Raw genomic sequence first — 19,272 nt, 5'->3', positions numbered from 1 at the left:
CTAATCTGAGGGGGGTTCAAATGGTTAGATACAAATTTGGCTAATGCTAGCAAGACCATTATTCTAATATAAGTTACTTCTATAACCATGTCCAAAACAGGAAACTACAATGTGTCAAAGGAATACCCCTCATGTTTTTATCCTTACATGTATTTTCAATTGAAGATTACATCTCTTGTACATATAATTCTTCATGATATTCGGTCTCGAAAAGAGAAAAACCTTTTATTCTAGCAGTTTCGCTATATTTCTCAAAATGTTTCGCTTATATACGATATATAATAGAGATTACCTAGCGTCATTTTTTAGGGGTATGGAAAAAGGAGGGGAAGAGGATGAAAAAGGGAAGCCAAATATTAGTTGCTTTCTCATTGTTTTTGCTCGGACTGCCTATCGTTTTTTTAACTTTTATCTCATGGAAATATAAAAAACCATCTGAATCTATAAACCTTAGTATAGAAAATTATCAAGAAAAAAAATTATCATCTTATATGCCATTCAAAGTCACTACCTTTAACATTGGTTACGCAGGATTAGATGCACAACAAGATTTCTTCATGGACGGAGGAACGGGTTCACGTTCTCGTAGCAAAGAACAAACCAAACATAATTTACAGTGCATGTCTTCCTTTTTAAAAGAAAACAATGCAGATTTTGTCTTGTTACAGGAAGTTGATATCAAAGCATTCCGTTCTTTTAATCAAAATGAATATCAACTTTTTCAGCAGAGGCTATCATCTTATGCTTCTACATTTGGTTACAATTATAGCAATCCATGGGTTCCGGTTCCTTTTCTGCGTCCCATGGGATATGTGGAATCAGGACTCGCTACGTTTTCTACTTACTCCATACAACAGGCAACTCGTTTGCAATTACCAGGGAGAGAGCCTTGGCTCAAGCAACTCTTTGATTTAGACCGTGCTATGGTAGAACACATTATCCCGGTGGAAAATGGAAAGAACTTGCGAATCGTAAATATACATGTATCGGCATATGATGCAGGTGGAAATATTCGCAAACAACAACTGCAATACGTAAAACAGTATATGCATACACAATATCAGAAGGGCGATTATGTGATTTTAGGTGGTGACTGGAATCAGCTACTGTCAGATATTCAGTTAAAAGATCCCGCATTTCTAGCCTCCTGGCCTAAATGGTTAGTGCGTTTGCCTCAAGAGTTTACAGAAGGAGGATTTCAATGGGCTGTAGATCCTTCTGTGTGTACTGTACGTGATAATCGTACGGCATACGTAAAAGGAAAAAGTTTTGTGACCATTATTGATGGATTTTTAGTCTCACCTAATGTGGAAATCCTTCAAGTCAATGGACATGATTTACAGTTTACACATAGTGATCATAATCCTGTGAGCGCTGTTTTTCAATTACAGTAGAGAGAGTAATAACAGTTAGTTTATATTTATAAAAATCTATAAGTAACGATAGAATATTTATAGATGAAAAATATTGATGTGGTAAAATAGTTTCGTGAGATAATATGAAGCGACCTCCTAGATTATCAAGTCAGGGATTTTAACCCATAATAATGAATGAAAACATTATGAATGGGGTTATACCCTATGATAATAGGAGGCCACTATGGAAAATATAATCTATATTGGGATGGATGTCCACAAGGAAAGTTTTAGCTTATGTGCACTACACGGAACAACTGGGGAAATTGTAAGAGAAGCACGATGTGCTTCAAATGTATCTCTCGTAAAAAAATTCGTTGAGAAACTGAAAACAAAATATGGTGAAGATATAAAAATTAAAGCTGGATATGAGGCTGGTTGTTTAGGGTATTCACTTCATAATCTTCTTGAACAAAATGGAATTGATTGTGATATTTTAGCTCCCACAACAATGTACAGTTCATCAAAAAATAAAATGGTTAAAAATGATAAATTCGATGCCAAAATGATTGCTCTTAATTTAGCAAATGGCACCTATAAAGAAGTATATGTTCCAGAAGAAGAGGATGTTGCCGTGAAAGAGTATATCCGCATGTTAGGTGATTTTAAAACATCTTTGAAAAAAATAAAACAACAGATAAAAGCATTCCTTTTAAGGCATGGCTATGTGTATGAAGGGAAATCAAGCTGGACAATCGCTTATATGAAATGGTTAAAGAATCTTGATCTACAAGGATTATTCAAAGAAACGTTAGGCGAATACCTATTACAGTATGATGTTCTAGTCGATAAAATTGAGCGGTTCAGTCTGAGATTAGAAGAATTATCTCATCGTGAAAGGTACGAAGAACCAATCGCAAATTTAAGATGCTTAAAAGGTATAGATACAACATCGGCAATGACTGTTCATGTGGAAATTGCAGACTTCACTCGTTTTCCCACGGCTAAAGCATTTATGGCTTATGTAGGATTGACACCAAGCGAAAGCTCAAGTGGAGAAAAAATCAGTCGACGTTCGATTACAAAACAAGGAAATTCGACCGTTAGGTCTACTCTTGTAGAATGTGCAAATGCGTTGGTAAAAGGAACAATCGGATTAAAATCGAAGCGAGTGAAAGCAAGACAAAAAGGGCAACGAAGCGAAGTGATTGCTTATGCGGATCAGGCTGTAGAAAGGTTACAAAGAAAATATTATCGCATGATATATCAAGGGAAACCTAGAAATGTTGCCGTTACAGCTATCGCAAGAGAACTGGGGTGTTTTATATGGGGATTAGAAACAGGTAAAATTCACCGAAAATAAAGAGGGAAGGATATGAAGTTGATTGATTCATTCATAGTTAGAAACCAAAGGTATCAATTGATGGCATAGATGAGCTTCAGAGATAGTGAATTACAGGTCTGGCTATCTATGACTCACCTCTTCTGGCATGGCTGAAATTCTGATAAACAAGCTATTTATTAGAATTTGAAAAGGTGTGATCCACGCAGTGAGATTATAAGAGCCTAACGACGAACCATTAACCTGAGGTAACCAATCCACGAATAACAGAGTGGTTAACTGTCGATAGATCTTATTTCTGAAGCTTTTGTATGCCATCAAGAAAAATATTATGGGTGAAAAACTATTGACAAAGGTCACTTCATAACAGGTGAGAAACATGAAACTATATTCAATTGGTGATTTTGCAGAAAAGATAGGTAGGACGGAACAAACTCTTAGGAATGGGGATAAAAATAATAAATGACCTGGTCAAGAAAAACTGGAACATCAATTAGATTACGCAATTGATTTTGAATATTGATACGGAGTCAAGCCATTTAATGATGAATGAGGGCGAACGGAATGATAGTACATATAAATAAATTCAGCGACTAACTGATTTACTTGAGCGAGAGAAATTAGATTTTCTCCATGTAAGCATTCGCGTTTAAAGATGCTAAAAAAAGATTCCATCACAGCGTTATCCCAACAGTTTCCCTTGCGGGACATACTTTGCTGAATTTTTTGTTGATTACAAAAATCAGTAACCTTATAACTGGCAAACTGAGATCCTTGATCACTATGAAATAGGATTCTTTTTTGACTTTCATTCCATTCATTAAACGAAATTCTGTGATATCACATACAACAGTCGGAACGTCTTTCTTGCCAGGTTTAAAGGATCGCTCTAGTACATTTGGAAATGTATGATGTTCGTGCTTTCTTTTCTTATAATAGGTGACAATTTTTCACTTTAATCCAGCTTCACATAAAGCTTGTCTCACTTGAAATAAGCTCGCCATTACGTTTTTTCTGATTTTCAGTGGGCTTACGATGAGTATAATCGTAAAAACCACTAACAGAAACTTGTAATCGATGGCAAAGCCAGCGCACTCCAAATATGTGATGATATTGCCTGATAAATTGAAAGCGTGTTAGTTTTGGTTGCTGACAAAGAAAGTTGCCGCCTTTTTTAAAGCCTGGATTTCTCTCCGCAAAGAACGTAGTTCTTCCATATCAGATTTCTCATTATCCAAAAATGGGGAAGAATATTTCTTTATCCATGCATTTAAGGTCCCGTTTCCTAGGTCAAATTCTCTTTGAATACTCGAAATTGTACGCCCTTCTTTAACCACCAATTCTACACATTGTTTTTTAAACATTTCATCATACTATTTTTTCATCTCAAACACCTCTTATATAGAATAATTTATCCCTATACTGTGTTCCAGTTTTACTGTACCACCTCAATTTTTTGTGCCTCCTATTATGATTCTAATCTATTTAAGCACCTCTTGATATAGATATAGCATGAATAGAGAGCAGTTTATATGGAAATCAAAGCATGACATATTGAGAAATTTGTATGGACATGTAATTTTCCGAAATACATCGCCATACAAAGTTACATGTATCCCTAACATCTTGCTCTCCAGTATAAAATACCTACCACATGGATTTTCTCAATAATAAATGCTAAATCATAGCATATATCCCTTATGAAAGCTGCTTTTATAAAATGTAAGGGGTGAAAAAATGAGGTTACAGAAGAAATCTCGATGGATTTTATTTGGTATATTTCTAATATTACTACTACTGGGGGTGGTGTATGCTTCGATATTACGACAAGATCATCCAAAATCAATGAAGAAGGCACTACCTGTGCAAACACCAGAAATTTCGATTAAACATGCTGTTTTACAGGAACTATCGCATCAAAAGAAGAAACAAGGGCAAGAATTACAGGTTACAGATACACAAGTACAGGTGAACCTGAAACGGTTATCTAACGATAAGTACTGGGCGTTTGGATCAGTGGTGATATTGGCTCCCAATATGACAGGAGCATTTCCAGAGGGCAGGCTTTTCATTGTGAAACAATCTACTACAGATTGGGAAGTCGCTCTAGAAGGGACTGATTTGTTCAACGAACTCTCACAACAAATTCCCGATACAATGATGAGCGCGCAAGAAAAAAAGATATTTTCTGTACAGGGGAATGCGCAGATTTTTTCACAGAATAGACCAGAACTTCGTTTACCGTATGAAAGAGGGCAATCTTGGATGATGTCTGGCGGTCCTCATGGATGGTCAGGATCAGAGAGACCGTACAGTTCTCTTGACTTATATGGAGGAGACCAACGAGTATTAGCTGCAGGAGATGGCATGGCTTACACTATGTGCGCAAATAACAGGGGGTGGCTCCGTATCTATCACCACAATGGATACGCGACAGATTATTATCATCTATGGAATAATATTATACCGGATGGTCAGTCTGTCCAAGAGGGAACTTTTTTAGGTTATACAGGGACGGACGTATCGTGTGGTGGATATGCAAGTGGACGTCATGTGCATTTTTCCCTCTTGCAGGGCAATACGCGTATACCATTACAGGGAAAAGAATTGGGTGGCTGGGTATTCTTTGAAACCTCACCTTATAATGGCTATGCGATGCATGGGAGTACAGTGAGATATACAGGTAATACTTTGTATAATTACGGAAAGCTTATTGCGAATCAAGGGATTGTAGATGCAAATGCAGGGCGTACGGTAAACCTCCGCACAGGCCCTGGTACGAACTATTCGCTTGTAGGTGCACTTAATGATGGAGAGGTTGAAACGGTTTCTTGTACCGCAAATGGGATGACATTTACTGGTCGTAAGGGTAGTACCAATATATGGAATCAGCTAACAAATGGGTATTGGATGAGTGATGCTTATCTGTATACAGGTACAAATGATGCCATAGCTCCTTTTTGTAACAAGTAGCGCATCATATAAGTGTATAAAATGAAAAATAGAGAGAGAGGTGTGATGAATACCTGGGATTCAGAATCGAGAAAATTGGTAGGAGGAGGTAGTGTGGAACAAGAAAAGTTACGACAAATCGTATATAAAGTATTACAAGAAACTTTAACCTTAGGCCGCAATGTATTATTCTTTCTAAAGGATATAACGAGTGTGAAATACATACAGGAAATAATAGATGCGATACACAATATACAGATTCTATCCAAAATGGAAATGAAAAAATTTTAGATTTTGAGTTAAAACTACTTAAGAAGGATACACTTTCAGCAATGGATTCGAAAGCGTGGGTGGGCAAAACATCAAGTTTTTCAAGCTGTACTATCTAGAGATAGAGAGCTTATTGCGAAAAAAATGCTGTGAAGTGATTCTAATCCGAAAGTCAAGAGGGGGCGGATGAAAAATGATAGGTATGGCTTTTATTTAATGACTTTGAATGAATGTGTATATTTCCAATCATTTTTTAGATGAAGAACGGATGCAGCAGATTATAATTTTGCTTTCAGCTATGTTCACAACTTGATTGGCAGTTGCTTATATTGGAAAACAGTTCTTGTATGATTATAAACATAAAAAACCTGCCATGTCACAGAAAATGACTTCTCAGATTTGACTATAAAGGGTTCTTAGTGTGTATCTAAAATTGGGTATCAAAAAATATTTTGTTTTTTATTTCGCTTGTGAAGGGCATTAAAAAGGTTTTGGTATGAATACGGAAATAGCTCGCTGATTTTTAGGTAATAGAAAATAAATTGATGATGAAGAGATAGAAATGTATGGTCCGCGTTTAAACAGGGAACGTGAAGAAGATAAGTTATCGATTCTCGATGTTTCCGCCACATTAGATACAGGAACGAAACTTAATATAGAAATAAGAGCGCGATAAGAGGGCGCTTCATAATAGTGCGTATCCATAGGGATACGCTATTCTAGTTGTCAAGAATATTTCCACCCGAAACAGCGTTGGTTGCATGAGGGGATGCATAAGGAATTGATGAACGTACATTTAATACGTGCCAGGGAACGATGAGAAAGGTAAACGACAGTGAATTTTCTTAAGCTTCGTTACTATGAACCTAATGAAAGATGCTGATACATTGGGATTGAGGATGAGAAAAGTGGACTTTGTATGCCGTTGAGGGAAAATTTATATATCCGCCGGAGTAGTAGAAGGCTGGAAATGTATTAAGTGAGACAATAAAATATTATGTAAAAAGTCAGGTGAAACTTGTGACACAAACCATCGTAGTCAAAATTAAATGGTTGCCAACAAAAGAACAAATTAGGCTATTGAAACAAAGTTAGTTCTGATTCTATTCAATTCTTTCATACACTGGTATCTGAAATGGTTGAAGCGAAACAAAGGTGGATACAAGACCACAAAGTAAGTCGTGAAATCGTCGATTTCGCAACGAATCATACGATCTCTGTCATTCGATTAGAGCAATTAACGAATATCAGACAGACGGCACGAACAAGCCGTAAAAACGAAAAGAATCTACACACTTGGTCATTCTTTCGCTTCGCACAATTCGTTGAGTACAAAGCGAAATTAGTTGGTATAAAGGTTGAATATGTGAATCCTGCTTATACAAGTCAAACATGTCCTAAATGCACGAAGAAGAACAAGGCACAAGGTAGAAGTGTCCATGTGGATTTGAGAAATACCGCGATATTGTTGGGGGGATGACACACCCTCATCAAAAACAGAAATGAGCTGCGAACGTTTCGTTATTCAGGAATCCCATCCGTTACACCGTAAGGTGTAGGACTTGCGGCTTTAGCCGTGGGAGTGTCAAACAACGTAATCTGATTTTTGACTCTTAGCAAATGTCTTTTTTTTTACATACATCCCTATATAACCCTGATAAGATTAAGCAGTATTCCAAATAGATATATATAAAGGAAGGAAGAAAACTATGAATCAATATAAAAAAGTATTAAAGGTTATTCCACTTGTTGGAGTATTAAGTTCTTCATTAGTATTTTCACCAAATAGTTCATTTGCAGCGACTGATATGAGTAGCTGTAGTAAGCAAGATTACCCTCAAAGTTGTGTGGAAAAATCCGATCCAGGTGAAAATAATCGTACACATGCAATGTATGAAACTATTGATCAATTATTAGCAACTGATGATTTAAATGAACAAACAAACTGGAGTGGGAAGAGTTGGTATAATTTTATTCGTTTTAACTATTTAATTTTGCCAAGCCAGGAACAAGGCGTTCTAGATAAGCTGAATACGATTCCAAAAGACAATGTACAACTTCAACAAGTTCTGAAAGATTTAAATGGATATCATAATGGTACAAATACAATTACAGGTGTTGACACGTTACAAATTTCTAATCCAAATGTAGATAATTATATGGAATCACCGAAGCCAGACCCTAACTCGGATCAATATGAAAATATTAGTGCATCGGCGAGTAATCAGAATTATATTAATACAATCACTTCTAAAACGCAGAATATAACCAAAACGCTAACGTCAAGCAAACAATTGACGGTCACACATAGCATGAATTTAGGGATGAAGCAATCGATGCATTTAACCTTAGGAACGAATTTCCTTAACCTTCTTGAAGCAAAAAATGAAATAACGTTTGAGTATTCTGCAAACTATGGATATACAAATGCATCTACATCAGTAGACACTGTCTCACATGTTGTCAATGTGCCATCAGAAGAATTTGAAATAGCTCCGCGTACAGCAGTTGTAAAAACTGCTAAGCTGAGTACACCAGTATATACATCGAAATTATTAGGAACTTCTAGAATTAAAGGGTACTATACGGATCAAGTTAATACGTATCCAACATGGGTACAATTAGGGATTTATAATAAATTAAAAGTCATCTCTCAACACAATCCGACTATCTGGAACAAATTAAAAGAATTAGGATTTGCTTTAGATGATCAGACGAAAGAAGTCATTTTTAATGGTGTGATTGATATGAGAGACCAAAAAGAACCAGGTTCAGTATATGAATCTAGCGTTCAAACTTATGAATTAGATGCAAACGGAAATATCAATTTTAATAAACCTGTGGGGGCTCCTGTAAAAAAATTAGGAAATGTAGAAATGAAACAAAATACACCTACACAACATATACTAGATCTAAAATAAATCAAATATATAAATTTCCAATTAAAGTAGAGAGTGCTACTAAAATTTTACATATACAAAACAGTGCATAGAAAATCCACCTTTTGGGAAGCGTGATAATAGTCCCAAAAGGTGGATTTATTAATGTGTAAGATACTAAATGAATCTACCATTTGAAGCGTTCCGGTTGTTAAAGGCTGTACTCTAATATATAGGAAAGTATTACTGGATTGCTCTTTGTGAAAAAGGTATTTCAAATTGATACTTTATATAGAGTATCTCGATTTTTACATCAAAATCCATCATTTCATACGCTTTAATTTTGGAGTAGCTTATACATTCGGCAAGGTAAGTAAATCGACTCGTTATGCCTGATAGAAAGGGATGGCAGAGTTAAGGTGGTATGAACAGAATCGCTATCTACTATATGTTCAGCTAGTTTTTGAATATCTAGTGTGAAAATTAATAAATATCGTAGAATTTATCGATTTGGTATTCCTTTTTATAAAATCATGTCATACATACGGGAGGATTGTCATTATGAATGATAAAAGATTTCATTTTTTATGAATCGCATGGGGAGTGTCTTTCTTTGCTACGCTAGGAAGTTTATACTTCTCGGAAGTTATGAAATTTGAACCTTGTATTCTTTGTTGGTATCAACGAATACTAATGTATCCATTTGTTTTATGGATTGGTTTAGCAATTAAAAGAAAAGATTATCAAATTGCATATTATTCTTTACCGATATCTGGGATAGGTGGTTGTATTTCACTATATCATTACCTCATTCAAACATCTGCTCTATTTGCTAAAACTGATGTCATTTGTGGACGCGTTCCTTGTATGGAGATTTTTATCGATTGGTATGGTTTTATTACAATTCCACTTTTAGCTTTTATTGCATTTTGTATGGTCGGTGTCTGTAGTTTTATTGTAATCCGAATAGATAGGAATGTTCGAAATGAATAAAAAACTTATGTTTATCATTTTAGCCAAGAAGACTCCTTCCTCAAGGAACGCGAAGTTAGTAGGTGGGAGATGAATTGGCTTCGGACAAGGGATGGCAGGAAGCCATCTTAATTGTTCGACATACATAAACTGTTACTTCACTATCTATCGAACGCATGTTTGTTTTATAATAGAAACATACCGAAATGGAGGTGAAATGAATGATGATTAATAAAGCATATAAATTTCGTATCTATCCAAATAAAGCACAAGCAACCCTAATCAATAAAACGATTGGCTGTTCTCGTTTTGTATTCAATCATTTCCTATCTCTATGGGATAATGCATACAAAGAAACAGGGAAAGGTTTGACATATGGTACATGCTCTGCCAAACTCCCTGCCATGAAGAAAGAGTTTGTTTGGCTAAAAGAAGTGGATAGTATCGCGATTCAGTCGTCTGTTCGCAACCTTGCGGATGCTTATACACGCCTTTTCAAAAAACAAAACAATGCCCCGCGTTTCAAATCTAAGAAGAACAACGTACAATCTTATACCACAAAACAAACAAATGAAAACATTGCCATTGTAGGAAACAAAATAAAATTGCCAAAACTAGGTCTTGTTCGATTTGCCAAAAGTCGTGAAGTAACAGGACGTATTTTAAATGCTACAGTTAGACGGAACCTTTCTGGCAGATACTTTGTGTCATTGTTAGTTGAAACAGAAGTGCAAGAACTTCCGAAAACAAACTCTTACATTGGAATGGATGTGGGACTAAAAGATTTCGCCATTTTGTCAGATGGAACAACCTATGAAAATCCGAAGTTTTTTCGATCATTAGAAGAGAAGTTGGCAAAAGCACAGCGTGTTCTTTCTAGAAGAATGAAAGGATCTTCTCGCTGGAATAAACAACGAGTAAAAGTAGCTAGAATTCATGAATACATGACGAATGCTAGAAAAGATTACTTGGACAAAATCTCGACTGAAATCATCAAAAACCACGATGTTATCGGTATAGAGGATTTGCAAGTATCAAATATGTTAAAGAATCATAAGTTAGCAAAAGCAATTAGTGAGGTATCATGGTCTCAGTTTCGAACTATGTTGGAATACAAAGCAAAATGGTACGGCAAACAAGTCATTGTTGTATCGAAAACATTTGCTTCAAGCCAATTATGTTCTTGTTGTGGATATCAAAACAAAGACGTTAAAAATCTAAACCTACGTAAATGGGACTGCCCTTCTTGCCTTACAAACCATGATAGGGATATTAACGCAAGTATCAATCTAAAGAATGAAGCGATAAGGCTTCTAACCGCAAGGACTGTGGAGATAGCCTAATAAATTAGAGTTCGATAGAACTCTTTACTTAGGAATCCTCCTCTTCTAAACGAAGTGAAAGTGGGGGTAGTTCAATAGCATTATTATCCTCTTATGTATAGCAATCTTTATTGAAAAGAAACAAGACAGAATAGCGGAGAAAGATTACTACTCAAATACCATTTCTTTCTCGGATTTGCGAAAAAATATAGGGGATAAAAAAGAGCAAATCGTCTACTTCTATCAAACATCGTGCATACATTGTAAAAAGGTATCTCCTATTATTGTGCCTCTTGCGAAGAAGTTAGGTATTGATATGAAAGTGATAAATATTGAGAATGTAGATAGTGTTTGGGATGAATATAACATCGTTGGCACGCCAACAATTATTCATTTTAAAGATGGTAAGGAAAAAGGACGTATAAGTGGTGAAAATAGTAGTAGAGAATTTAAAAAATGGTTTGCACAAATAAAGGTAAAATAAGCAAAATAGCGGTGCGGGAATAACAATGCTGTTATAAACTTTCGTTTTATGTATACATGAGAAGAATGATTGCGATTATTCATTTGAAAAAGTGGCAATTACCATATACAGTTCCTTTCTATTTACACAGTTCTAAACAACATGATTGCACCTACGGTTTCCTGTGCGCCCTAACTGTAACAGCGAATGATTTATATATCCGAGGTTTAGGTTATTTCTAGTTGAAGGATCTTCAACATATACAAGATAAAAAGGCTTATTATATCTCACGTATCAAATCGAATACACGTATTTATCAAAAAAATCCTAATCCTGATTATTTTCAAGGTGGCATGAGTGCTAGAGCGTCAAACTGTCTAGAGATAGACGAAAAGACCTAGTGTTTGAACTCAAGCCCCCACTGAAACGCCTCATCTCAGTGGGGGTAGTTGACTAGTTTAGCCAAGAAGCTTCTTTCCTCAAGGAACGTAAGAATTAAATCTAAAGTATGAAGCGACAAAGCTTCTAATCGCAGGAGTTGCGGAGCTAGCCTAATAAATTGGAATTCGTGAGAACTCTTTATTTAGGAATCTCCCTTTTCTAAACGAAGTGAAAAGGGAGGTAGTTCAAAAAACATAAAAGATAATAAAAAACTATATGGAAAGAGCCAATTTTGTATAATAATATACTTTGAATTGATGGATGTAAGGTTCGGTTATTTAAAAAGACTCTTTTCAAAGGTTATTATATATGCTTATAAATATATTTAAAGGGTTATAATCTATGTATTCGATAAGAGTGTTTATTGATGAAAATAGGTATGAACAATATGAACAATATGAACAAGTAGTTACTCAGAAGTATATACCTAGAAACATACCATACATAAAAAGGGTGATTGAAATTGTTTTGTGCAAGTAGAAAATACAGAGAGTTGCAGCGAAAAGTGCAGAGGCTAGCAGCTCGATTTTTTAAATAGTAATTTTAGTGTTTCCAGAAGACAACGCATTGCGTAAACGATAGCTTTCTCCCGTAAATGCAATAATGTGGGCATGATGGACCAAACGGTCCACCAATGCAGAAGTAAGTCGATTATCACCAAATATACGATTCCATTGACCAAATTCTAAATTCGAAGTAACTATCACACTTTTTTGCTCATAACAGTCGGCAATAATATGGAATAGGAGCTCCGCTCCTTGCTTTTGAAACGGTACATAACCTAGTTCATCTAAAATTAAGAGATCACATGATTCAATTTGTTTTTTTATACGAGTTAGATTCCCTTGTTTTAAAGCTTCTTCTAATATGCCTACTAAATCAGCTACTCGAAAAAACTTTACCTGATATCCTTGTTCACAGGCCTTTAAACCTAAAGCTGTTGCTAAATGTGTTTTTCCGGTTCCAGGAGATCCGAGTAATAAAAGGTTCTGTTTTCCTTCAAAAAATCGCAACTCACTAATATGTTCTTTGCTTGTCGTAGAAGGTAAATGAATTTGTTCACCCCATTCATAATCTTTCAACCACTTTAACTCTCTAAATTTTGCTTTTTTTATTAAAGTTGATACTTTTTTACTTTGTCGAGCTTCAATTTCTAAGTTTAAAATATCCTGTAAGAATTGTTCTTTATTTTCAAATACAACTTCATCATAATGCTCTAGAATAGAACTCAAATGTAATACTTTACAAGCTTCTTGTAGGTTTCTGTGTATCATAGTGAAAATGAACTCCTCTCTAAAGTTGGACAGAGTTTCCGATCGTATTGTTCTAAATCCGTTTCATAATCCACTAAAACAGATGGTGTGTGTTTCTCTTCCCATTTCTGCGGATAAGTTACTTGTTTCGCTTGTAATATGCCATCAAGTTCATAAGGGGTTTTTGATAGCCAATCCTCATTTTCTAAAACAACATGTAATTGTTGTAAAGAATACTTTTTGAGCAATCTTTTTATCCCTACTAAGCGTGATTTACGCTCTTCCGTTTGGAAGAGGAGATAATCCTGAACTCTCATAGGTAAGTATTTAAAATATCTTGAATAACGTACTACACGTGGTTTCTTTTCCCAATCTTCAAAAATTTCTTCCCAAGGAATGGGCCTATTTGTATGCATGTAAGGTCTATATTCTTTAAAGATTACTTCTCCTTCAGAAGTAAAACATGTAAATTGATCCCATTCTTTTTTTATGACAATAACTTGTTTGACATTTGTTTTGCGTAAAACAAATCGTTCTTGATCTACTGTAATTTCTCCATATTTATTTACAGTTGTAGTATCTAGTGAAAAGACCGATAGGTCTTCTAAAGGCAATGGCTTTAATGCATTTTTATCATCATTCCACAACTCCTCTATCATGATTTTCTTATCATAATGCGGTCGTTTTTGATCCTCTAATGCTTGTACTTCTAGCCACTGTGCAAGTTGTGAAAAACTTTCCATAACCGGTGAAGTTGTAAACCAATTATTACGTGTATAACTAACTTTACGCTCAACATTACCTTTTTCATGCCCGCTATAAGGGTTACATGGTTGTGTTTCAAAGTTATAATGCATTTGAAATTGTAAAAACGCTTCTGTATAAATACGATTTTCACCTTTTCCTATGGTGATTACAGCGGCGGATAGATTATCAATCCTAAGATGTGTTGGTACACCACCTGCTTGATGGAATAGCTGTTTTAAGCCTTCTAAAAAGCATTCCTTATTTTCAGCTGGTAATGGATAAGCAAATGCTGTATTGCTATGGGGAAAGCTTAACAATAGTACTTTAATATCTTTATATGCTCCATCTTTGACAACTGTCATATTTCCAAAATCAACTTGTGCTTCTCCAGGAGGATGTTCTAATCGTTCGTAACGTTTTTCTTTTGCTGTTTTTATCTGTGGTCTTCGATGTTGGATATAATCACATACGGTTCGATACGAACCTTGAAACTTATATTCTGTTTTTAATTGATTAAATATCTTTTTACTTGTTCTTCGTTCCTTACGGCGAAGCTTACTATCTTCCTCTAACCATAAATCTACAATTTCACCAAACTCACTATCATACATCATTCCTGTTTTTGTACAAACTGGACCAGTATCCGAAGGATACACTTCTTCATCAGCATACTTTTTGACAGTTCTCCAATTCTTTCCTAGTTTTCTTGCAATTTCAGAAATACTTAAATCATCATTTTCTCTTAAATGTTTGATATAATGAATTTCAGGCATTGTTAGCATCCTTTCTAGTCCTCCTGTTTCGTGTGGTAACGAAAACAGTAAGGGATTTATTAAGAGCTGACAAGCCTTTTTTTATGCACTTTATCTATGTACAAAATCGTTGCTCGACTCTGTACTTTTATTTTGCACTAAACATGAAATGAAACAGAAAGGTCTACTTACAAGTATTATATGTACAATGGCTATCGCTCTCTTGATTCATATTCCGAATGCGTATGCTGATAACGGGTATAGCCTCGGAAATTCCATGGAGGAAGGCTACGTCTCTATGGATTTAAAAAAATGGATGTCTGTCATTCCAAATGAAGCTCCACTTAGTACATTATCTATTCCGGGTACCCATGATTCTATGGCATTGCATGATAAATTGGCTTTTGGATATGCAAAAGCACAGACTGCTTCGCTATCAACACAATTAGAAAAAGGAATTCGGTACATTGATATCCGTATCAGGGATACAGGAGATGCATTTGCAATACATCATGGCATCATATATCAAGATGCAATGTTTGGTGATGTATTAAATATGGTGACCGATTTTTTGAGAAATAATCCAACTGAGACAGTAATTATGCGTGTGAAGAATGAAGATGAACAGGATATAAATCGATATGAAGAAATCTTTCAAAAGTATTGGGAATCATATAAATCCTATTTTTGGAACCCAACATCGTCGAATCCGAAATTAGGTGAAATTCGCGGGAAAATAGTTGTTTTACAAGATTTCAAGTCCCAAACAAAATTTGGGATACCTTACTCTGGATTAGATGTGGAAGATGCATTTGACAATGTCACGTTAGGATCAAAATGGAATATCGTATGGAATAGACTAGATAATTTGACTCTAAACCGCGATTCTAATAAGATTTATTTAAGCCATTTTAGTGCGAATACACCAAATGATGCACTTACTGGTAGACCAGTAGATTATGCAGAATTTATTAATCCAAGAGGTGTAACGTATTTCAAAGAAAATAAATATAAAACCTTTACAGGGATAATAGCTGCAGATTTTCCGGATACCGTATATACGCAATCTATTCTGTATAAAAATTATTTATACTATTCTCTTCCGACTGATAAGTTGTATTCCATTCCTGTGAATATGGATATTTGTACAAAGTTAGATTATCCGCAACAATGTGTAGAAAACATGGATCCAAGTTACCGTACACATGAAATGTACGAGACAATTAATCGTCTAGTAGAAGAGGATACATTAAATGAGAAAACAAATTGGAGTGGAAACAGTTGGTACAACTTCATTCGTTTCAATTATATTATTCTGCCTGGTCAAGAGAAAGGTGTATTAGATAAACTCAATAAAATGTCCATAGGAACTTTAAATATTTATGACCTACTTAAAGCATTAAATGGTTATCATAATAATACAAATACTATTACTAAGATAGAATCTGCCACTGGAGCGATTATGTTTCCTCCAGCTACGCTAAGAGACGCTGTGTATACAGATCAAGTAAATAGTTACCCAACGTGGGTTGAGTTGGGCGTATATAACAAGTTTAAAGTTATTTCTCAACATAATCCAACGATTTGGAAAAGACTACAAGAACTAGGGGTTTCTTTGAATGATCAGACAAAAGAAGTAACGATAGCATTTGATGATCCGAATGCTCCTGGTAGTTTTCCTGACGTCGTCGATGTAGTGCCAGGTAATCCACCAGGTAGCCTAATTCCGCCAGATAATTCAGATCCTTTCGTGGATTATCCTATTCAGTAGTGGCGTCGCACATATGAACAACAATCAAAAGGTTTTGTTGCAAAGTCTGAAAAATCCACTTAGGGTTTAAGTCGTTCTGGATAACTTTTGTAATTCCTTATACGTTGAAAAAGAGAAGTCTGAAATGTGACTTCTCTTTTGTTTGTATATAGTATGGCCGGTTTCGTTATCCTTAATTGTACGAGAAACATATCAAAGGGTTTGAAATTCTGCGGATATGGAAAAACGTCGCTTGATATGTCTATGGTTTTGTTCACTGAGATGATTGAAAGGTTTAATAACGTAATATTTTGTATGTAAATAAAAACTATTCTTTTTTCAATTGTTGGAATGTATAAAGTAGAACAAAAGTCTTATCCGTTGTGAGAGCTGTGGGTTCTTCAAAAGCTTTCGTCAATTTTTTATAAACATATAAAGTGCTTGAGAGTCTATTGTTTTACGAAGAAGGATATTCAAGATGCCACTATGTTTTACCTTTGTTAAATTCCTTATTGAGCCTATAAAGGTTCGTAAAATTTAGTTATGGTTAATATGAGAAACATTCTTTCAATACATAAAAGGAGGAAACATGGTGAAAATCAATTCAAAAAAATTAATTGCGGTGCCATTATTAGTTACGGGTTTAGTAGGAGGCGTTAGTGAAGTAATCATACCTACTCCTGCGGCCTATGCAGCGTCGGGAATCAATGCCGACTTGTTGCCGTCATATAAGGACCTTCTCGCGTCGAATGATTATAATACATTTTTGAATAATGATAAATCAGGACGTTATGGAAATTGGCGAGAAGCGATATATAGTCTTCATCTATGGGATAATAATGGTAATGTAGGGGATGATTTGAATCTTCTCTACAGATCAATAGTTGATAAACCTGTAGAAATGGAAGATCAATACTTAGCTCCATACATATTAATTGATCGTGCTAAAATCCCGTCGATTATTCAAACGTTAAAAAATCAAGATTCTATGGAATTATCAGATTTATTAAATTTATTAACAACGATATCAGTAGCTGGTTTACAATCATCTTGTTTAAATATTAAGACTGAAGATCAAAAATGGTTAACAATAACAGAACCTAATTACACAAATATTCAAACGTTAGATACAGCAAATGTGGAGACGCCATTAATTAATACAGTGGATGTAGATAATCAAACAGGACAAACTGTAACAGGACATGCACCAACAGCTTCCGTAGCGAATACAGATACAGTAAGTACAACACAAACGCATTCTGCAAAATTTGGGATGAAACAAACGATTAAGGGGGAATCAGTTTCTTAGGTATTGCATCTGGGAACTTTACTCAAGAATTTAATGAAGAATATACATATTCTAATTCTACGCAACGACTTGAATCAAAAACAGTAACGTTGTCATCCCAGCCAGTAGATTTCCCAGTACCTGCTGGTCAGCATTATCAAGCAGATGTGTTATTTGAGCAAACGAAAAAAAGCGGGATTGTAACAGGTACGGCTCATTTAGGTGGCGGATATAGAGTTCGAGTCGGGACTAGAAACAACGATAATCTGGACCAAATCATGGATATTAGTATTTATAAAAAGTTTAAAGCGATTCAAGATTTATACCCTGATTTATGGGCTGCGTTAAAAGAGAAGGGGATTGATCTAGATGATAAGGCCAAACAAGTACTGTATACAGGTGGCATAGGATTTGAAAGTTTACAAGGTGTACAAGTTCATGCCGTTGTAAAAGACGTAAACTCAGGTCAAACGAAAGACTACAAAATTGCTGATGTGGAAAAAGGCTCTAATATAGATATGACTGAAGCTTTAAAATCGGCACTTCAAATGAAGTCATGACTATTTTGGGGATTCGCATAGGGTGAAACAGGACCGGTTCTGTTGCAAAGTTTGAAAAAACATAGACCTCTGTACGAAATCCTATTGTAGTTTAAGTAGATTTGAATAATTTTTGTAATTCATTGTATGTTGAAAAGACGGAGTCTGATGAAAGACTCCGTCTTTGTTTATAGATAAGCCTGAATTGGTTTCAATCCCTTTGATTGTACGAGAAGCATGCCGGATGTTTTTGGATCCAGAAGATTGAGCGAATCGACGTTTCACATGCCGATAATATTGTTAAATTCGTTTAGTGATATATTTTGGGGTGAATGCTGCGTATGGTTGTAGAAACCATACGCAGCAACTTTTTGAACCGAAAAGTAACAGAACCTTTGATATACAATGAAATATTCGATTGTTATGATATTTCGAAAGTTACAAACTCTTTTGTATGCTGTGCGACATCTGGAAGCTCATTTTTATCAAAGGATGCACAGCGTCCTCTAACTTGTACCACTTCTCCTTTTGCATATTGAGGTTCTAAATACGTAATCATAAAGATATCCATATTAGCAGCTGGAAAACCGTAAAAAATCACTTTTTTCCCTGACCAGGCTAATGGATAAATGGTTTTTAATTTTGTTCTTGTTGCTTTATCCCCAAGATGTGGTGCAGTCTCTAAGGTTTGTCCTATAAAATCAGCTCTTTGACGATTAATTGTTTGTAATAATGCCTGATTTACATCGGTAAAAACATAGTGTTCTTTTATTTTTTTAAACTCAAAATATAGAGGAGAATGATGGTTCTCGTACTCTTTAAGTAACTTTTCTAATAATGAACATAAAACCATTTTCATCTTAGCGTGACCGTTGCCAAAACCTTATAAAAGTCTATAAATTTTGTTTATTTCCCTGTTCTACGAATCCGGTTTTGCCCAAAGCAAC

16 protein-coding genes and 5 pseudogenes are annotated in these 19,272 nt (G+C 35.2%); 14 read left to right on the top strand and 7 right to left on the bottom strand.

What is annotated here, in order from left to right:
* Positions 1-335: 335 nt before the first annotated feature.
* Together MHH55_RS32210 and MHH55_RS32205 are read left to right on the top strand one after the other, a co-directional pair.
* Complete coding sequence (locus tag MHH55_RS32210; protein ID WP_078187513.1) at positions 336-1,394, top strand: endonuclease/exonuclease/phosphatase family protein; 1,059 nt, start codon at positions 336-338, stop codon at positions 1,392-1,394.
* 205 nt (positions 1,395-1,599) lie between these two features.
* On the top strand, positions 1,600-2,718 hold the full coding sequence (locus MHH55_RS32205) for an IS110 family transposase (protein ID WP_340880263.1): 1,119 nt from the start codon (positions 1,600-1,602) through the stop codon (positions 2,716-2,718).
* A gap of 477 nt (positions 2,719-3,195) precedes the next feature.
* Here the strand turns inward: MHH55_RS32205 and MHH55_RS32200 are convergent, their stop codons facing one another.
* Both MHH55_RS32200 and MHH55_RS32195 read right to left on the bottom strand, forming a co-directional pair.
* The gene (locus MHH55_RS32200) at positions 3,196-3,492 is read right to left on the bottom strand and encodes an integrase core domain-containing protein (protein ID WP_139362541.1); all 297 of its coding nucleotides are present in this window, start codon (positions 3,490-3,492) and stop codon (positions 3,196-3,198) included.
* Positions 3,493-3,833: 341 nt separating this feature from the next.
* Complete coding sequence (locus MHH55_RS32195; protein WP_139362540.1) at positions 3,834-4,061, bottom strand: transposase; 228 nt, start codon at positions 4,059-4,061, stop codon at positions 3,834-3,836.
* A 373-nt stretch (positions 4,062-4,434) separates the two neighbouring features.
* Between MHH55_RS32195 and MHH55_RS32190 the strand changes: the two genes are divergently transcribed.
* The 9 genes and pseudogenes from MHH55_RS32190 to MHH55_RS32150 all read left to right on the top strand — a co-directional run.
* Positions 4,435-5,670, top strand: coding sequence for a peptidoglycan DD-metalloendopeptidase family protein (locus MHH55_RS32190; protein WP_078187818.1), 1,236 nt, complete (start codon positions 4,435-4,437; stop codon positions 5,668-5,670).
* Between the two features lie 93 nt (positions 5,671-5,763).
* Positions 5,764-5,940 (top strand): hypothetical protein, encoded by a 177-nt coding sequence (locus MHH55_RS32185; protein WP_254849798.1) that lies wholly within the window; start codon positions 5,764-5,766, stop codon positions 5,938-5,940.
* 550 nt (positions 5,941-6,490) lie between these two features.
* Positions 6,491-6,586 (top strand): annotated as a pseudogene (locus tag MHH55_RS32180) (Rpn family recombination-promoting nuclease/putative transposase); the annotation flags it as partial.
* 480 nt (positions 6,587-7,066) lie between these two features.
* Positions 7,067-7,425, top strand: a pseudogene (locus MHH55_RS32175) (RNA-guided endonuclease TnpB family protein); the annotation flags it as partial.
* A 203-nt stretch (positions 7,426-7,628) separates the two neighbouring features.
* On the top strand, positions 7,629-8,840 hold the full coding sequence (locus tag MHH55_RS32170; RefSeq protein WP_078187816.1) for an ETX/MTX2 family pore-forming toxin: 1,212 nt from the start codon (positions 7,629-7,631) through the stop codon (positions 8,838-8,840).
* A gap of 549 nt (positions 8,841-9,389) precedes the next feature.
* The gene (locus MHH55_RS32165; RefSeq protein WP_139362539.1) at positions 9,390-9,791 is read left to right on the top strand and encodes a disulfide oxidoreductase; all 402 of its coding nucleotides are present in this window, start codon (positions 9,390-9,392) and stop codon (positions 9,789-9,791) included.
* A 200-nt stretch (positions 9,792-9,991) separates the two neighbouring features.
* Entirely contained in the window at positions 9,992-11,113 is a 1,122-nt protein-coding gene (gene tnpB / locus MHH55_RS32160) for an IS200/IS605 family element RNA-guided endonuclease TnpB (protein ID WP_340882104.1), read from the top strand.
* A gap of 82 nt (positions 11,114-11,195) precedes the next feature.
* Positions 11,196-11,576, top strand: coding sequence for a thioredoxin family protein (locus MHH55_RS32155; protein WP_438284860.1), 381 nt, complete (start codon positions 11,196-11,198; stop codon positions 11,574-11,576).
* A 134-nt stretch (positions 11,577-11,710) separates the two neighbouring features.
* Positions 11,711-11,944 (top strand): annotated as a pseudogene (locus MHH55_RS32150) (transposase); the annotation flags it as partial.
* 582 nt (positions 11,945-12,526) lie between these two features.
* Here the strand turns inward: MHH55_RS32150 and istB are convergent.
* Together istB and istA are read right to left on the bottom strand one after the other, a co-directional pair.
* On the bottom strand, positions 12,527-13,270 hold the full coding sequence (gene istB, locus MHH55_RS32145) for an IS21-like element helper ATPase IstB (RefSeq protein ID WP_172404313.1): 744 nt from the start codon (positions 13,268-13,270) through the stop codon (positions 12,527-12,529).
* Positions 13,267-14,778 (bottom strand): IS21 family transposase, encoded by a 1,512-nt coding sequence (gene istA / locus MHH55_RS32140; RefSeq protein WP_078188121.1) that lies wholly within the window; start codon positions 14,776-14,778, stop codon positions 13,267-13,269. The genes istB and istA overlap by 4 nt, the downstream gene beginning before the upstream one ends.
* Positions 14,779-15,046: 268 nt before the next feature.
* Here istA and MHH55_RS32135 point away from each other — a divergent pair, with 268 nt between their 5' ends.
* Positions 15,047-16,519, top strand: coding sequence for a phosphatidylinositol-specific phospholipase C (locus MHH55_RS32135; RefSeq protein ID WP_176116712.1), 1,473 nt, complete (start codon positions 15,047-15,049; stop codon positions 16,517-16,519).
* 66 nt (positions 16,520-16,585) lie between these two features.
* On the opposite strand, the pseudogene MHH55_RS36600 reads toward MHH55_RS32135, so the two are convergent.
* Positions 16,586-16,975, bottom strand: a pseudogene (locus tag MHH55_RS36600) (DDE-type integrase/transposase/recombinase); the annotation flags it as partial.
* A 115-nt stretch (positions 16,976-17,090) separates the two neighbouring features.
* Between MHH55_RS36600 and MHH55_RS32130 the strand changes: the two are divergent.
* Together MHH55_RS32130 and MHH55_RS32125 are read left to right on the top strand one after the other, a co-directional pair.
* Positions 17,091-17,807 carry a hypothetical protein gene (locus tag MHH55_RS32130; RefSeq protein WP_139362559.1) on the top strand — a complete coding sequence of 239 codons (717 nt, stop codon included), beginning with the start codon at positions 17,091-17,093 and terminating at the stop codon, positions 17,805-17,807.
* An 89-nt stretch (positions 17,808-17,896) separates the two neighbouring features.
* Positions 17,897-18,346, top strand: coding sequence for a hypothetical protein (locus tag MHH55_RS32125; RefSeq protein ID WP_078188021.1), 450 nt, complete (start codon positions 17,897-17,899; stop codon positions 18,344-18,346).
* Between the two features lie 91 nt (positions 18,347-18,437).
* On the opposite strand, the pseudogene MHH55_RS32120 reads toward MHH55_RS32125, so the two are convergent.
* A pseudogene (locus MHH55_RS32120) lies at positions 18,438-18,625 on the bottom strand (IS6 family transposase); the annotation flags it as partial.
* 121 nt (positions 18,626-18,746) lie between these two features.
* Positions 18,747-19,184 carry a hypothetical protein gene (locus MHH55_RS32115; protein WP_078188022.1) on the bottom strand — a complete coding sequence of 146 codons (438 nt, stop codon included), beginning with the start codon at positions 19,182-19,184 and terminating at the stop codon, positions 18,747-18,749.
* Positions 19,185-19,272: the final 88 nt, after the last annotated feature.

The sequence above is a fragment of the Bacillus sp. FSL K6-2944 genome (genome assembly GCF_038005385.1).
GTDB classification, from domain to species: domain Bacteria; phylum Bacillota; class Bacilli; order Bacillales; family Bacillaceae_G; genus Bacillus_A; species Bacillus_A cereus.
The sequence above is the reverse complement of the archived record's forward strand: the minus strand, read 5'-3'. Positions and strand labels throughout refer to the sequence as shown.

Coding starts and splice junctions, on each gene's coding strand:
- MHH55_RS32210 (WP_078187513.1), top strand. CDS start 336: ATGAAAAAGGGAAGCCAAATATTAGTTGCTTTCTCATTGTTTTTGCTC.
- MHH55_RS32205 (WP_340880263.1), top strand. CDS start 1,600: ATGGAAAATATAATCTATATTGGGATGGATGTCCACAAGGAAAGTTTT.
- MHH55_RS32195 (WP_139362540.1), bottom strand. CDS start 4,061: ATGTTTAAAAAACAATGTGTAGAATTGGTGGTTAAAGAAGGGCGTACA.
- MHH55_RS32190 (WP_078187818.1), top strand. CDS start 4,435: ATGAGGTTACAGAAGAAATCTCGATGGATTTTATTTGGTATATTTCTA.
- MHH55_RS32170 (WP_078187816.1), top strand. CDS start 7,629: ATGAATCAATATAAAAAAGTATTAAAGGTTATTCCACTTGTTGGAGTA.
- tnpB (WP_340882104.1), top strand. CDS start 9,992: ATGATGATTAATAAAGCATATAAATTTCGTATCTATCCAAATAAAGCA.
- istB (WP_172404313.1), bottom strand. CDS start 13,270: ATGATACACAGAAACCTACAAGAAGCTTGTAAAGTATTACATTTGAGT.
- istA (WP_078188121.1), bottom strand. CDS start 14,778: ATGCTAACAATGCCTGAAATTCATTATATCAAACATTTAAGAGAAAAT.
- MHH55_RS32135 (WP_176116712.1), top strand. CDS start 15,047: ATGGATTTAAAAAAATGGATGTCTGTCATTCCAAATGAAGCTCCACTT.
- MHH55_RS32115 (WP_078188022.1), bottom strand. CDS start 19,184: ATGAAAATGGTTTTATGTTCATTATTAGAAAAGTTACTTAAAGAGTAC.